At 44.1% G+C, this 14,713-nt stretch carries 12 protein-coding genes; 2 read left to right on the plus strand and 10 right to left on the minus strand.

Features of this window, described 5'->3' with window-relative positions; all coding sequences use genetic code 11:
* Positions 1-104: 104 nt before the first annotated feature.
* From ileS to hysB, 8 genes are all read right to left on the minus strand, one after another.
* Complete coding sequence (gene ileS, locus F461_RS0113565) at positions 105-2,918, minus strand: isoleucine--tRNA ligase (RefSeq protein ID WP_020001703.1); 2,814 nt, start codon at positions 2,916-2,918, stop codon at positions 105-107.
* Positions 2,919-3,091: 173 nt separating this feature from the next.
* Positions 3,092-3,343 carry a HypC/HybG/HupF family hydrogenase formation chaperone gene (locus F461_RS0113575; RefSeq protein WP_020001705.1) on the minus strand — a complete coding sequence of 84 codons (252 nt, stop codon included), beginning with the start codon at positions 3,341-3,343 and terminating at the stop codon, positions 3,092-3,094.
* A 67-nt stretch (positions 3,344-3,410) separates the two neighbouring features.
* A complete protein-coding gene (locus F461_RS0113580) occupies positions 3,411-3,899 on the minus strand; it encodes a HyaD/HybD family hydrogenase maturation endopeptidase (RefSeq protein WP_026364770.1) in 489 nt (162 codons plus the stop codon).
* Between the two features lie 257 nt (positions 3,900-4,156).
* Entirely contained in the window at positions 4,157-5,845 is a 1,689-nt protein-coding gene (locus tag F461_RS0113585) for a nickel-dependent hydrogenase large subunit (protein WP_020001707.1), read from the minus strand.
* Positions 5,846-5,883: 38 nt separating this feature from the next.
* Positions 5,884-6,837, minus strand: coding sequence for a hydrogenase small subunit (locus F461_RS0113590; RefSeq protein WP_020001708.1), 954 nt, complete (start codon positions 6,835-6,837; stop codon positions 5,884-5,886).
* A 264-nt stretch (positions 6,838-7,101) separates the two neighbouring features.
* Complete coding sequence (hysD, locus tag F461_RS0113595; protein WP_020001709.1) at positions 7,102-7,575, minus strand: NiFeSe hydrogenase maturation protease; 474 nt, start codon at positions 7,573-7,575, stop codon at positions 7,102-7,104.
* A 246-nt stretch (positions 7,576-7,821) separates the two neighbouring features.
* Entirely contained in the window at positions 7,822-9,300 is a 1,479-nt protein-coding gene (hysA, locus tag F461_RS0113600) for a NiFeSe hydrogenase large subunit HysA (RefSeq protein WP_020001710.1), read from the minus strand.
* A gap of 40 nt (positions 9,301-9,340) precedes the next feature.
* Entirely contained in the window at positions 9,341-10,297 is a 957-nt protein-coding gene (gene hysB / locus F461_RS0113605) for a NiFeSe hydrogenase small subunit (protein WP_020001711.1), read from the minus strand.
* Positions 10,298-11,132: 835 nt separating this feature from the next.
* Here hysB and gluQRS point away from each other — a divergent pair.
* A complete protein-coding gene (gluQRS, locus tag F461_RS0113610; protein WP_020001712.1) occupies positions 11,133-12,179 on the plus strand; it encodes a tRNA glutamyl-Q(34) synthetase GluQRS in 1,047 nt (348 codons plus the stop codon).
* A gap of 113 nt (positions 12,180-12,292) precedes the next feature.
* Positions 12,293-12,670, plus strand: coding sequence for a hypothetical protein (locus F461_RS0113615; protein WP_020001713.1), 378 nt, complete (start codon positions 12,293-12,295; stop codon positions 12,668-12,670).
* Positions 12,671-12,784: 114 nt separating this feature from the next.
* Here the strand turns inward: F461_RS0113615 and F461_RS0113620 are convergent, their stop codons facing one another.
* Entirely contained in the window at positions 12,785-13,363 is a 579-nt protein-coding gene (locus F461_RS0113620) for a TetR/AcrR family transcriptional regulator (RefSeq protein WP_020001714.1), read from the minus strand.
* 362 nt (positions 13,364-13,725) lie between these two features.
* Complete coding sequence (locus tag F461_RS0113625; protein WP_020001715.1) at positions 13,726-14,508, minus strand: lysophospholipid acyltransferase family protein; 783 nt, start codon at positions 14,506-14,508, stop codon at positions 13,726-13,728.
* Positions 14,509-14,713: the final 205 nt, after the last annotated feature.

Raw genomic sequence — 14,713 nt, forward strand, 5'->3', positions numbered from 1 at the left:
AAAGTCAAATGAAGAAGCTGTCAGTGCAATTAATTGCAGGTGAGAGCAAAAGCTCTCATACGGGCCAGGGCAACGCCCTAGCCCGTAGAGGCAACTATATTTGATTACTTTGCTGCCTGAAGTACGCCTGTACAACGTGGGCAGATAGTCGGATGTTCGCTGTCTGTACCAAGTTCGTTGCTGTAAATCCAACAGCGTTCGCATTTTTCGCCTTCAGCTTTAGCAACTGTAATCTTAAGTCCTTCAACGGCTTCAGATGCAAAAGCATCTGCCGGAGCATCATCAAGAGCTGCTGTAGAAAGCTGGGAAACGATAAAGTTGGCACGCAGGTCTGTTTTTAGTGCTTCAAGTTTTTCTGCAATAGGTGCTGCCATGTATAAAGTAATGTGGGTATCCAGAGGATGGCCAACAATTCCTTCTTTACGCACTGGCTCAATCGCTTTGGTCATTTCAGAGCGAACTTGAAGCAGCATTTCCCAGTTTACTCGTTCTTCATCTGAGATAGAGAACAGCTGCAGGTCCTTGGAAGAGAGAGCAAATACCGTATCTACTTCCGGCTTGAGGCCTTCAGGAATGTATTTGAACACTTCTTCAGCCGTGAAACTGAGAACTGGAGCCATGCTACGAACCAGTAAGGTTACAATGTGCAGCATTGCAGTTTGTGCTGAACGGCGCTCTTTGCTGTCTGCAGCAGAAGAGTAGAGGCGATCTTTCAGAATATCTAAGTAGAAAGAAGAAAGATCCGTTGTGCACAAGTTATGCAGTGTATGGTACACCTTGTGGAATTCGTATTCGGTGTAAGCAGTCTGAATTTTTTCATATGCACGGCATACAAGGTCAACTGCGTAGCGATCAAGTGGTTCCATTTCTTCAAACGAAACAAGCGCATCAGGAGTAAGGTCGCTGATGTTGCCAAGCAGGTAACGGCTGGTGTTGCGGATGCGACGGTATGCATCAACCAGTCGGCTCAGAATTTCTTCAGAAATACGAACGTCTTCACGGTATTCAACAGAGGATGCCCACATACGGAGAATTTCTGCACCGTATTTTTTGATTACCTCTTCTGGCTCAATACCGTTGCCCACAGACTTGGACATTTTTTTGCCTTCACCGTCGACAACGTAGCCGTGAGTAAGAACCTCTTTATACGGAGGACAGCCACGGGTGCCCATGGAGGCCAGCAGTGAGCTGTGGAACCAACCGCGGTGCTGGTCAGAACCTTCAAGGTACATATCGGCAGGGAAGCTGAGTTCTGGACGCTGTTCTACAACTGCGGCAAAGCTGGTGCCGGAGTCGAACCAAACGTCGAGAATGTCTTTGCTGCGCTTCCAGTGGTGTCCACCACATTTAGGACAAACAAGATCTTCTGGTACGAGGTCAGCGATATCTGATTCAAACCAGTAGTCACAGCCCGTTTTATGCTCTGCAAATTTCTCTACAATGCCTTTTACCCAGTCGGTGTCGTACCATGCTTCGTCACAGCTTTTACAAAGCAGTGCGATGATAGGTACGCCCCACATACGTTGACGTGAGATACACCAGTCAGGGCGGTTTTCGATCATATTGTAGATACGTTCTTCACCCCATGCCGGAATCCATTTAACATCGTTACGGATTGCTTCAAGAGAGCGTTTGCGAAGGTCGTTAGTTTCCATAGTGATGAACCACTGAGTTGTGGCACGGAATATAACAGGCTTCTTACATCTCCAGCAGTGTGGGTAAGAGTGCTTTACTTTGGACTGCGCGAGAAGGTTGCCGACTTCTTCAAGCTTCTCAATTACTTTAGGGTTAGCTTCAGTAATAGTGAGGCCTGCGAAGAACTCAACAGAATCGAGGAAGCGAGCTTCGTCGTCCATTGGAGAATAAATTTCAAGACCGTACTTCTGACCAACTTCAAAGTCTTCGCGACCATGACCCGGAGCAGTGTGAACACAGCCGGTACCGGATTCGGTAGTAACGTGGTCACCGAGGCAGAGAGGAGATTCTCGGTCATAAATAGGGTGCTTGGCTACAATACCTTCAAGCTTATCACCTGTGGTTGTTCCAACTACAGCGTAGTTTTCCCATCCAAAGGTTTTAACGTTTTCTTCAACCAGTGCAGAAGCAAGCAGGTAGAAGTCGCCATTTACAGCCACAAGGCTGTATTCAAGCTCTGGGTGTACAGCAATCGCCATGTTGTCTGGAATAGTCCAAGGGGTGGTTGTCCAGATGACGGCAAAGGTTTTTGCTGGATCAGCCTGCGGGAATACTTCCTTCACCCGTGCGTCGTTCATAGGGAAACGAACATAGATAGAAGGGGATACGTGATCGTCGTACTCTACTTCTGCTTCTGCAAGAGCAGTTTTACAGGATGAACACCAGTAAATTGGCTTTTTGCTACGAGAAACAGAACCTTTTTCCATAAAGTGACCAAGCTCACGAGCAGTTGCAGCTTCGTAAGATGGGTGCATGGTGAGGTAAGGGTTGTCCCAGTCACCAAGAACGCCAAGACGCTTGAATTCTTTACGCTGGATACCAACAAACTTTTCTGCGTATTCGCGGCATACTTTACGGAACACGTGCTCAGGAATAGAGTTTTTCTTATCGCCGAGCTGCTGTTCAACTTTAAGCTCAATTGGGAGACCGTGACAGTCCCAACCCGGAATATACGGAGCTCTTTTGCCCTGCATGTTCTGGGATTTAATAATAATATCTTTAAGAATCTTGTTCAGTGCGTGACCAAGATGGAGATGACCGTTAGCATATGGAGGTCCGTCGTGCAGGACGTACTCACCATTCTCACCGCTTGCGGCGAGCATGGCATCATAGGCTTTTTTGCTTTCCCATTCTTTGAGCATTTCTGGCTCTTTCTGGGAGAGGTTTGCCTTCATCGGAAATTTGGTTTTTGGGAGATGTAGCGTCTTTTTGTAGTCGCTCATGGGAATCTCTTCCTCCGGAAGTAACATTGCTGAAATAAGTCAGTTAGATTGATTTAAATGTTTGCTAAAGTCAAGAACACAGCTGTGATGAAGAAAAATAACTTTTTTGTCAAAAGAAAAAAGTCCCCTGCAGTAGTTCTGCAGGAGACCAAAAATCGTTATGAACTGAATAATTAAAAAGCGCCAGGCGTGCACTCATTAATTCCTGCCATTTGTCTGAGCAATCGCAGTGTCTCCTGTGCTTCATCAAAGTCCAGTTTCCGAAGTGCGAATCCTGCGTGAACAATCACGAAGTCGCCAATTTCGGCAGGACTTTCTAAAAGCATAGTCGAAACATCAATATATGTTTCACTTTGTCCCACACGACATTTTGCCACGGTATCAGACTGAATTTCTACAACTTCAGCAGGAATTGCAAGGCACATAAGCACTCCTAGGAACAGCGTAAGGCTGATAATTCATCAAAATATACGTTGAAAAGATTCCGGTTGGCTATTTTTTGAAAAATTTGCCGCCGGATTCGGTAATTTCCTGGAGTACAATGTCACACATTGAATCGAGTTTGCAAGCTACTTCTGATGAGAGATTTAGATTCATTGTTTGATAGTCGCTAGGCTCCATCCCGATTACAACAGTATCAGGACGGTTTCCTACCAGTTCACAGAAAATAAGGGTGTCGACTAAATCAGTTTGATGCATGGAGTTGTTAAAACCAAGGCTTTTGCGCAGATCTTCGCCAACTAGACGGTATATTGAACCGGCTTCATCGCCGCATAGCACGGCATCAACAACAATTAATTTGTCGTATTGAACGATGTGGTCCATCAGCTTCATGCCAAGTGTGCCACCGTCAAATAAGGTTACGTTATCTGAAAAATTATATGAAGAGGACAGCTGTTCAACAGCTCGAACTCCAAGGCCTTCATCAGTATACAGAGTATTTCCCACGCCCAGAACGAGAATTTCAGGAGAATTATTCATAATATCTTTTGTTGCCTCACTGGCTAATGCGGCCATCTGTGTATAGTTGGGGCGGTTCTTCGAAGAACGACGTGTTGCCTGAACCTCGTAAGAGGTATGCCCTCCAACCTGCGATTAGAAGTAAAATTTTGTGAAGGGTATGATTGGTTATAATCTAAGGATTACAAGATGGTGGATAAGTTTTAAAAAAAACTTTGTAGTATGTTTGCTGGGGGAAATCTAGTAAGATTTCCCCCAGCATTTAGAGGCGATTATCTTTATCTAATTTTGAACTTATGTACTTTGTTTGTATTTCCATCGATCACGTGTACGCCACAGGCGATACATGGGTCGAAGGAGTGCACAGTTCTGAGGATTTCAACAGGGCGTTCTGCATCTGCCACAGGAGTACCGACAAGTGCTTCTTCTACTGGTGACAGCAGGTCGTTTGCACAGCGAGGTCCAAGGTTCCATGTGGAAGGCACAACAAGCTGGAAGTTATCAATCTTTTTTTCTTTAACTTTAAGCCAGTGAGAGAGCCCACCGCGTGGTGCGTTAACAAAACCAACGCCTTCGCCTTTTTCAACCATATCGACATCTTCGATAATTTGGTTTTTACCTGCAGCGAGGTTGGCTTCAAGCTGATCCAGCATGTCCACACAGTGTTCAGCTGCAACGGCTGTTTCAATACCACGAGCGGCGATACGACCAAGGGTTGAGTAGAGATTTTCTACTTTAATGCCAAGGGTATTAAGAACGTGATCTACAAGCGGTTTAATCTTTGGATGACCTTTTGCGTAGGCAACGAGTACCTGTGCAAGAGGGCCGGTTTCCATAGCTTTATCTTCATAGCGAGGAGCTTTCATCCATGAGTAGCGATCTTCACCGAACATTTCAGTGTACTTAGGATCAGTTTCGCCTTTGTATGGATGTAATGCTTTATCGCCTTCGTACCAGCTGTAGCGTACGTGTTCTGCAATTTTATTTGGATCAAACTTCTGTACGTTGCCGAAGTCGCGATTCATCACTATGCCGGCTGGGAAGTAACGGGAATCAAGTTCCTGACCTTTTGTCGGGAATTCGCCGAAGGTAAGGAAGTTGGTACAGCCACCGTATTGCGTCCAGTCTTTATACTGGCCTGCGATTGCAAGAAGGTCAGGAATGTAGACTTGGTCAATGAAGTTTTTGGTCTGCATGAGCAGATCGCGGAACTGCTTGAGCTTTTCTTTTTCCAAAGATTTGTAGCAGGTAACGCCGCCAACTTGCATGAACTGAGGATGCGGGTTTTTACCACCGAAAATAGCCATAGCACGGGCAGGAAGCAGTTGTATTTTGAGTGCTTCAAGGTAGTGTGCTGTACCTATAAGGTTAAGCTCTGGGCTCAGGTAGTAACCTTCGTGACCGTTTAAGAAGTAAGCATTAGTGAAAGGTCCAAGCTGGCCGCTGTCTACAAACTTCTTAAGAGTTGCCTGAACCGCTTTAAGGTCTTCGACTTTGGTTTGGCGTGGAGAGATTGAGTTGGCGATGGAAGCAGCTTTCTTAGGGTCTGCTTTCAGGGCACCTGCTACATCAATCCAGTCCAATCCGCAGAGATGATAGAAATGCACGAGATGGTCATGCATATACTGGCTACCCATAACAAGGTTACGGATAAGGGTAGCGTTTTCCGGAATGGTTACATTACAGGCATCTTCTGCTGCGCGGGTGGAAGCGAGGCCGTGTACGTAGGTACATACGCCGCATGAGCGCTGGGTAAAGTGCTGTGCATCTTCCGGTTTGCGACCTTTAAGGATTATTTCAAGCCCACGAAATAGAGTAGAAGAACTCCATGCGTTGGCAATTTTACCATCTTTTAATTCTACCTCGATACGAAGGTGACCTTCGATACGCGAGACAGGATCTACAACAACTCTGCCGCTCTTGTTGCCCTGAGGGGTAACAGGGAATCCAGAGGAATTGCTTTTCATGTATCTTGCTCCTTGGGATAAGCTATCGGTTCAAGCTGCTAGTTTTCATAGAACGGGCTCATTTCGTCCCAGAAGTTAGGTTCAGAGCAGCCGATACAAGGGTGACCTGCATCAACAGGCCAGTTTACCTGATTGAATTTGATGGTAGGGCAGTTGTTATAGGTATCTGGACCCTTACATCCTAATTCATACAGGCACCATCCCTTGCGAGCTTCCTCAGAATTAAAGGAAGGAGCAAACTCACCAGCTTCAAAGTGTGGTAAGCGTGGGCACTGGTCATGAACGCTTGTTCCAAAGAACGGAACAGGTCTTTGCAAATCATCAAGTTCTGGGGCTTTGTGCTTTGTGAGATAATATAAAATCGTACCCACAAAGTTATACGGGTTAGGAGGGCAACCCGGAACATTGATGCCTACGATGTTTTTATCTTTAAGGATTTCATTAACACCCTTTGCACCAGTTGGGTTAGGAGCAGCAGCCTGAACGCCACCAAAGCAGGCACAGGTGCCATGGTTGATAAGAGCTGTAGCTTTAGGAGCAATGTTGTTGACAATGTCCAGCATGGTATGTCCGGCTACTTTACCGTATATACCGCCGTCTTTTGTCGGGACACCACCTTCAATAGCAAGGATAAAGCCATTAGGATTTTCCACAGCCTGCTCAAGTGCTTTTTCAGCAGCATCGCCTGCAGCGGTCATGATAGTCTCATCATAATCCAATGAAATGGTATCGAAAAGGATCTCTTGAATGTACGGCTCATGTGCCCGAAGGAGAGCTTCGGTACAGCCGGTGCATTCTGCACAATGCAAATACACAACAGAAGGGCGGAGTTTAGAGGTGATAGCTTCGGCAATTTTTGCTCCGAACGCAGGAGCCATTCCAAGGGACACAGCAGCCGCAGTACAGTACTTCATGAACTGACGGCGGGAGACCCCTTTCTTTTCTAGACGTTCAACGACATCGTCTTTGCCGAGACCTACAGAAATTTTCATACAACCTCCTTATAGGAAGGAAACGGTTTGCACCTTAGTGCTACACCAGACGTATAAACACTGTTGGCTTCATACGTAACACTACATATCTATTAAAGAAACCAACTGATATAACTGCCATCACGATAGCATAATTGAATTTTTCTTCATAATAGAAAAAAAGAATATCATTGGGTTATTTTCATTACGTTTTTCGAAGGTTGTGTCAGATACAAAAAAAAGCCCCTGATACAGGGGCTTTTTTATTGGCAGGAAAAAATAACCTTAGCTCATTTCTGCAATAATCTCATTAATGCGTTTACGTGTATGAGCTACGAACTTGTCAAATTTAGGCTTGCAAACATCGGAGAGACCGATGTTCCAAGTTGTAATGTCATAGGGCTGCATTCCAATAATTTCCATTTTAGGACGCTTACCACAACGCATTTCACACATGCGTAATGAATCAAGCATGTCAATATCATGAATCGAAACACGCTGTTTTTTGTTAGAGCGGATATCGTCTTCAGTCAGTTCATAAATGGTACCCGGTTCATGTTCCGCGTGGATAACATCAAGAACAAGCAGTCTGTCGTAGCCTTGGAAAAGGGCGTAAATATCTTGGGTAAAGGTTCCTGCTTCCATCACGGTAACATTTTCCGGCCATTCTTCTTTCCAAAGAACTTCAGCAGCATGAACGCCGACACCGTCATCAGTTAAAAGCGTATTGCCAATACCTAGTACTAAAAGTTTTTCCATGATCCGTCCTTTAAGCAGCAATGTGAAAACAGAAAAAATGAATTACCTATCAATAAAATAAACAGTGAGACCTGAGCAAGGCTTTTGTCTCAGTTGTTTTCTCGACCAGAGAAAAGAGTTTGAAGAAAAAAAGAGGAACCAGACGGTTCCTCTTTTATTAGGTAATTTCAGGAGCGAGTCTTATTCAAACTCAACTACGGAAACTTTACCGGTCTCTGCGTTCATCACGTGAACGGCACAGCCCAGTCATGGGTCAAAGGCGCGAATGAGACGCGCCACGTTTACTGGATTATCAATGTCCGGAACTGGGATGCCGATGAGAGCTTCTTCAACAGGACCGCGTACACCCTTGTCATCGCGAGGGTTACAGTTCCAGAGAGTTGCAGAAACAATCTGGTAGTTGTTGATTTTGCTGTCTTTAACATCAAGGTAGTGGAGCAGAGCGCCGCGTGGTGCTTCTGTGAAACCAGTACCTTCAGCAGATTCAGGAATTTCGTAAGCAGTGAAGGTCTCTTCGTCTGGCTTAACTTCTTTGAGCCATGCGTCAATGAAGTCAAGAATGTACCAAGATTCTTCAGCACGTGCTACGTGACGACCCATAAGGGAGAATGCTGCGTCTTCACCGAGGTCGCGGAAGCGTTTTGCATCCATACCGAATTTTTCTTTCAGCATTTTCTGACCGACTGGTGAAAGTGGAGGGTTCTCAACCCACATACGAGCGAGAGGACCTACTTCACAAGCGACGCCATTGTAGCGAGGGGCCTTAACAAAACTGTATGCGCCTTCTTTCTCAGGAGCAGGAATAGTTTTGCCTTCAGAGTAGTGAAGACCTGTAGTGGAATCTTCAAACCATGAGTATTTAACATCTTCATGGATTTTGGAAGGATCAAACTTATGATCTTTACCATCAAAGTATACGCCGGATTTCATCATGAACTTGGAGTAGGCATTATCAAGCGGGAAAACACCGTATGCGATACATGCTTTATGTCCCTGTCCAACTTTGAACATATCAGGGTATACAGAACCAACAGTATAAACAGTCGGAAGGTATTTGTTATTAACAAAGTCGCGAACTTTCTTGAAGCGCACTGCGTATTCAAGGATTCGATCTTTGGTAGGCATTTCAGTTGTGCCACCAGCTACGAGGCCTTGTACGTGAGGCATTTTACCGCCCCAGATAGCAACCATTTCGTGACAGACAGCACGTACATCGAGAGCTTCAATGTACTGATCAACTGCCGCTGCGTTAACAGCTTTGAGATCTTTGCTGCGATCTTCAAGAAGGTCAGACTTTTGGTAACGAGGTACAAACGGTGCGCTATCAGGACCCTGAACGAAGTCCTGTGCTGCTAAGTGGTAGAAATGCAGAAGGTGAGACTGCAGGTAGTTAGCACCGAGTATGAGGTTACGGGTAATGCGGGCATTGTTGGTTACTTTAACGCCAAATGCTGCGTCCTGAGCCATAATAGAAGCAGTTGCGTGCGCTGTTGGGCATACGCCACAGATGCGCTGAACGATCTGGGAAGAGTCGCGAGGGTCGCGACCACGAAGGATCTGCTCAAACCCGCGGTACATACCGCCGGAAAGCTTTGCGTCCACAACTTTGCCGTTTTCAACGGTAACATCAGCTTTTAAATGGCCTTCGATACGGGTTACCGGATCGATTGCGATATGAGCTGTTTTACCGCTGGCTGCTGCTCCATTTCTTTTGCAACCAGACATGTTAATTCCTCCTTAGGAATGTATAAGGGCGCACAAGCCGTTACGCAGGCTCGTAGAACGGGGACTTACCGTCAGGGAAGTCTGGCTCAACGCAACCGATGCATACAGCATTCTGTACACACCAGTTCATACCGTTGTTCCATTTACGTTTGTAACAATCAGACATGGTGTCTGGACCTTTACAACCGAGTTCCATGCGACAACCTCTAACATCAGTAAACTTAGTTGCCAGAAGGTCATTATCAAAGTCTTCAAGGTATGGGCAGTTGTCGTGAATGTTTTCGCCGTAGAATGGAGTAGGTCGTCCATCATCGTCGAGAATTTCAACAACTTCACCAAGACCATCTGCAAGACCATGCTTTTTGATAGCATCAAGAGCAACAGTTACTGTACCAACGATCCAGTCAGGATGCGGAGGACAACCAGGAATGTTAACAACAGGAGTAGCAATTTCTTCGGATTCGAAGAAATCACGCACACCTTTTGCACCGGTTTGGCTGCCTGCTGCTGCAGGGATACCGCCGTATGCAGAACAGGTACCTATTGCGAGCACTGCTGCTGCCTTAGGACCGAGTTCTTTCATTGCTTCGACCATGGTAATTTCTTGGTGATCGGCTTCGCCGACTACACAGTATTTACCCTCGGCTTCAGTAGGAATGCTTCCTTCGACAACAAGGAAGAATTTACCGTCATACTTGTCTGCAATTTTGAACATATGCTCCATTGCAGGTTCGCCTTCCCATGCCATCACTGTTGGATGGAATTCAAGACTGATAACTTTAAGCAGAACATCTTTAATGTGTGGGTTAACAGAGTTCAGGAGGGACACGGAACATCCCGTACATCCTGCACCTTGTAACCATAAAACTGGAGGGCGTTCGCCGTTAAGTGAACCGGAAATCGCTTCACATACAGCTGGGTTGAACATTTGGGAAACCCCAAGTCCAGCCACAGTCCCTGTACACAGTTTAACAAAATCACGCCTGTTGAGACTCATCCCTGCCTCCTTGCATTTGGGCGTTTGTAAACCATAAGTATCAAACGAATCTATAACGTTGAAGAACAATAGAAGTCGTACATCTTGCTGGCAAAATGTGTCAATAAGATGCCGATGATTTCTCCTGTAATCTATAGAAAAAATTGATAATACACTGTTTGTGTAATGAGTGTTCGCTCAATCGATACTGTTCGTGTTATTTTAATAAAAGCAGTAACACAATTGATTGAGTAACTAGTTTTTAGGTCGTAAAAAAATTAGTGAAGCAAATAAAAATCATGAAAATCTATTGGGGAAACAAATTTCTTTTGCGGGGTGACAAATGGCAGTGAACAAAAAAAAGCACCAAGGCTAATACCTTGGTGCTTTCAAGTTGAGTTACGTTGAGAATTAATTAGTTTCCTAATCAGAATGCTGGCGAATTATTGGGGTCTATTCGCCTGTTAAGATGCATGGTGGAGTTTCCAAATGGGCACCTCCGTAAACTTCAAACTTTATCAGTTAGGTTACAAGATGAACTAATAAACTTCAGCTTTTATGCTTATCTTGAAATAACTATACCTCTAACTAAATGGTTGGGCAATAGTTTTTATTTTTAATTAAAACGGAAGGTTCTAAGGAGCGGCACAGAGTATAAAGGTATTGTTACTTTTTTCTGAATCGTTATTGCAGGTTTTTAAAATTACTTTAATTTAGCAAGGCAATTTTTATGTCTTTCATTGAGAATGTAAGAAATTTGCGACGGCCTTTTGCGAACATGTGTTTCTCATTAATGGATAAATTTAAGGTTGTAATGGTGGTTGACTTATCATGCACGGCATGATTTCAACGGTGCATGAGCTCCTTAAGTAATCTTGCAAAAATAGCTGCGGAAATTTGTCCTGCCGGTACATCTCCGCATTGTACTGTTAAAGGCCGTTTTGCCCCATCCCCAACAGGTTACATGCATCTTGGCAATGCGTGGTCTTTTCTCGTTTGTTGGCTTGCAGCCCGGGCAAAGAATGGCCGGCTTGTTCTTCGAATTGAAGATATTGATCCGGATAGATCAAAGCCTGAATTTGTCGATGGTATAATTGAAGATCTCAAATGGCTTGGTCTGGATTGGGATGAGGGGGTTGATATTGGCGGAGAATACGAACCATATACGCAAAGTGAGTCGACCTTATTATACAGCAGGGTTATAGAAGCACTTCAAAAGGATGGGTTGGTCTACCCGTGTTACTGTACCCGCAAGGAATTGCGATCATTGGCATCTGCACCGCACCTGAGTGATTATGGAAGTGCTTATCCGGAGCTTTGTTTACATCTTTCAGAAGAAGAACGAGGAGAGAGGGAAGCTGCTGGACGCAGAAGCTCTATGAGGTTGCATTGTGAAAAAACTGAAATTGGTTTTACTGATGCTTTGCACGGTGATTGCTGTATGAGTTGGAAAGAATGCGGTGGGGATTTTCCCCTTAAGCGTTCAGATGGTGTTTTTGCATATCAGCTGGCTGTTGTTGTAGATGATATGCGTCAGGGGATAACACAGGTTGTTCGGGGTGAAGACATACTACATTGTACCCCCCGGCAGGTGTATTTGTATGAATTGTTTGGTTGTACCCCTCCGGAATATATCCATCTTCCACTTGTTGTCGACCATGAAGGGGAACGATTGGCAAAGCGGCATAGGCATTTTGAATTATGCAAGATGCGGGAGGATGGAATTTCTGCTGAAGCGGTTGTCGGGTATCTTGCTTACCTTGGTGGACTTACTCCAACTTGTCAAAAAATGTCTGTTCGTAAATTGTTAGATACGTTTTCTATAGGTCAAATTAATACGAATGCTTTGCAGCTTGAAAAAGACGTAATAGAGCGCCTTAAAGGGCTTTCTAACGCTTGCTGACTTAATATAAAATCGATACGGTGCATACGTGAGTAATTTTGTGCATTGTATGCGATAAAATTATTGCTGAAAAAACAAGTTGATATACTTGAGAGAAAAGGTGGGAGTTCGCAATGCAGTTGGATACCGTGTTTACAAAAGAAAAGCTGGAAGAATTGTTTCCAGCATCAAAAACTGATGAATTCTTCGACGCGTTATACGGAGAAGCCGAAAGTGGTGCTTATGACATTGAGCTTGCGTTTGTGAAAGCCACCGACAACATGCTTGAGTTTGCCTTTTATTTAAATCAGCGTAATGGCGCATGTCTTGCCTGCAATTTGACCTATGGTCTTCCGCAAGTGTTTATGCGTCATCCTGTTATTAATGTTAAAGGGCTGGTGGATGAGATTGCTTCACTCGCAGGAAAGGATGAAGTAACGTTTGAGCTTGGTAGAACTTATGAAGAGTCTCATGCGCGTCATATCATTCCATTGGTGATTAAGACTACATAAAAGCACAAAACAAATTTTTGAGACTTAATACAGGCATAGTATTGAATCTATGCTGATGGCACAAAAAAAGGAAGAGATGTATCTCTTCCTTTTTTTGTAGAATAGCAAATAATGTTAGTCGTTTTTAATACTACGGGAAATAAATTTGAGGACTTCGTCGTAAAGATTAGCAGGTGCATATGGTGTGAGTAGACGGGTTCGAATTGCACCAACTAAGTTACAGGTAAGGACTGAAGTGGTTTCGTGAGCAGGTAAGTCTTTAATTGAACCATCCTCTATGCCTCTGCGTACGTGATATTCAAGTTCTCGTGGTACTTGATTGAATTTCTCGTACATAATATCCCGATCCGTTTGGGTTTTCATATCTGAGTATGGAGAGCAGCGAACGAGAACAAGAAAGTGAGATTCCGGCATTACAGAATAGTCTAAGTAGGTACGGCAAAAATTCATAACAGAATCGTAACCTGTATCTCCTTGAGCACATGCTTCTCTCAGCTTGATAATGAAGTCATCCAGAACATCCAACCCAGCTGCAAGAAACAATTTTTCTTTGTTTCCATAGTGGTGTGTAAGTAAACCAAGAGCAACTCCGGCACGTTCAGAAATTTTTTTAAACGTAGTCTCGGCATAGCCATACTCACCAAAGAGCTCTTTTGCAGCCAGTAGCAGAGCTTCTTTTTTTGTTATTGTCATAGCTTGACCCTGTAGTTTTAGGGTTAATCCAGTAGAGCTTCGCGGCAACTCGAAATTCTACCTAATAAACTGTTTGAGCACGCAATAATGTTTAGCTCACAATTTTTTTTGCGTCAATGCATGAGAAAAATTTTCTAGACTACCGTACAAAAAATTCGTGCAGGCACGTTTTAAGAAGAAAACGAAAAGATACAATGCTTGTCCATTGTTACAGACTAAGTCGGGACGGATGCCTTTTGTGAAAGAGTATTGTTGTACTGTAAAATAGAAAGCCGTCATTTTATATACAGAAGCTCATATAACGGTGATTTTTTTAATTGCTAGTTCCTAACTAGTTGAAAATTGGTTTAGCGCACAATGAGTTATTTTTCCCACTTGTTCAAAGAGGTCTCAATAAAGTTACATACGGAGGTATGCGCTTCTTTACCATTGCTTTCAGCCGTAATAGGGGGATGGAATGCAAAATGAACTTTTTTTGAAGTATCAATGGGCCCAAATTCTTTGCCAAGCTTGCTGTGCCCCCAGCTGTCTGTTTTTAGGGCAAGAGGTACAATAGGAACACCAGCTTTTTTGGCGAGTTTCACACCAATTGAATTGAATTTTGTGCGATCAAAGTTTGTGCTTCTGGTGGATTGGGGGAAGACAATAATCGATTTGCCCTGTGCAAGTTTCTCGCATCCTTCTGAAAGTACTTTTTTCAAATCTTCGCGAGGGTTTGTTCGGTTCACTGCAATTGGTTCTCTGGAAGCCATAAGATTTCCGAAGAAAGGATAGTTAAGGAGTGAACTTTTCACGACAAAAGTGACAGGCTTATGAGGCTGGATAATCGCTGGAAGTACAAATGTTTCGAGCGTGCTCATATGGTTACCGATGAATACGCAAGGAGAATCAAGTTCTGTAAAGGCAGAAAGGTTTTCGAATGAAAGAGAGACGCCGACTCGTTCCAAAGCTTTAATTACACGCAGACTGGCGTTAACCCACGCCTGATCAGAAGACTTGCCTTGTTTTGCTTCTCTGTTCGCAAAGAATGCTGTTTTTGCCATTGAGGGGTAGAAAAATAGAGAAGGGAATCTGCTGGAAAAAAAGCCCCTTGCGTCGTTAGGGGTAGTATATGTGTTACTGTACATTACAGAGTAGTTTTTCATGTAGTCTCCGGACAGTGGGAATGTAATGGTCAATGTAGGTTTTAGCTAGCATAGAACCCGTTGCCATTACAACGTCTTAGATTGCGGTGGGAGTAGGCTCTTTTTGTTTTTTTAGAGCAGTTACCTTAGTTGAGTGACGTGATTTCCTTTTCTGGACAATTTGCAACAAATGCGCAAGAAGGGAAAAAATAATTTTCCTGTGCAA

The sequence above is a fragment of the Halodesulfovibrio aestuarii DSM 17919 = ATCC 29578 genome (genome assembly GCF_000384815.1).
In the GTDB taxonomy this organism is placed as follows: domain Bacteria; phylum Desulfobacterota; class Desulfovibrionia; order Desulfovibrionales; family Desulfovibrionaceae; genus Halodesulfovibrio; species Halodesulfovibrio aestuarii.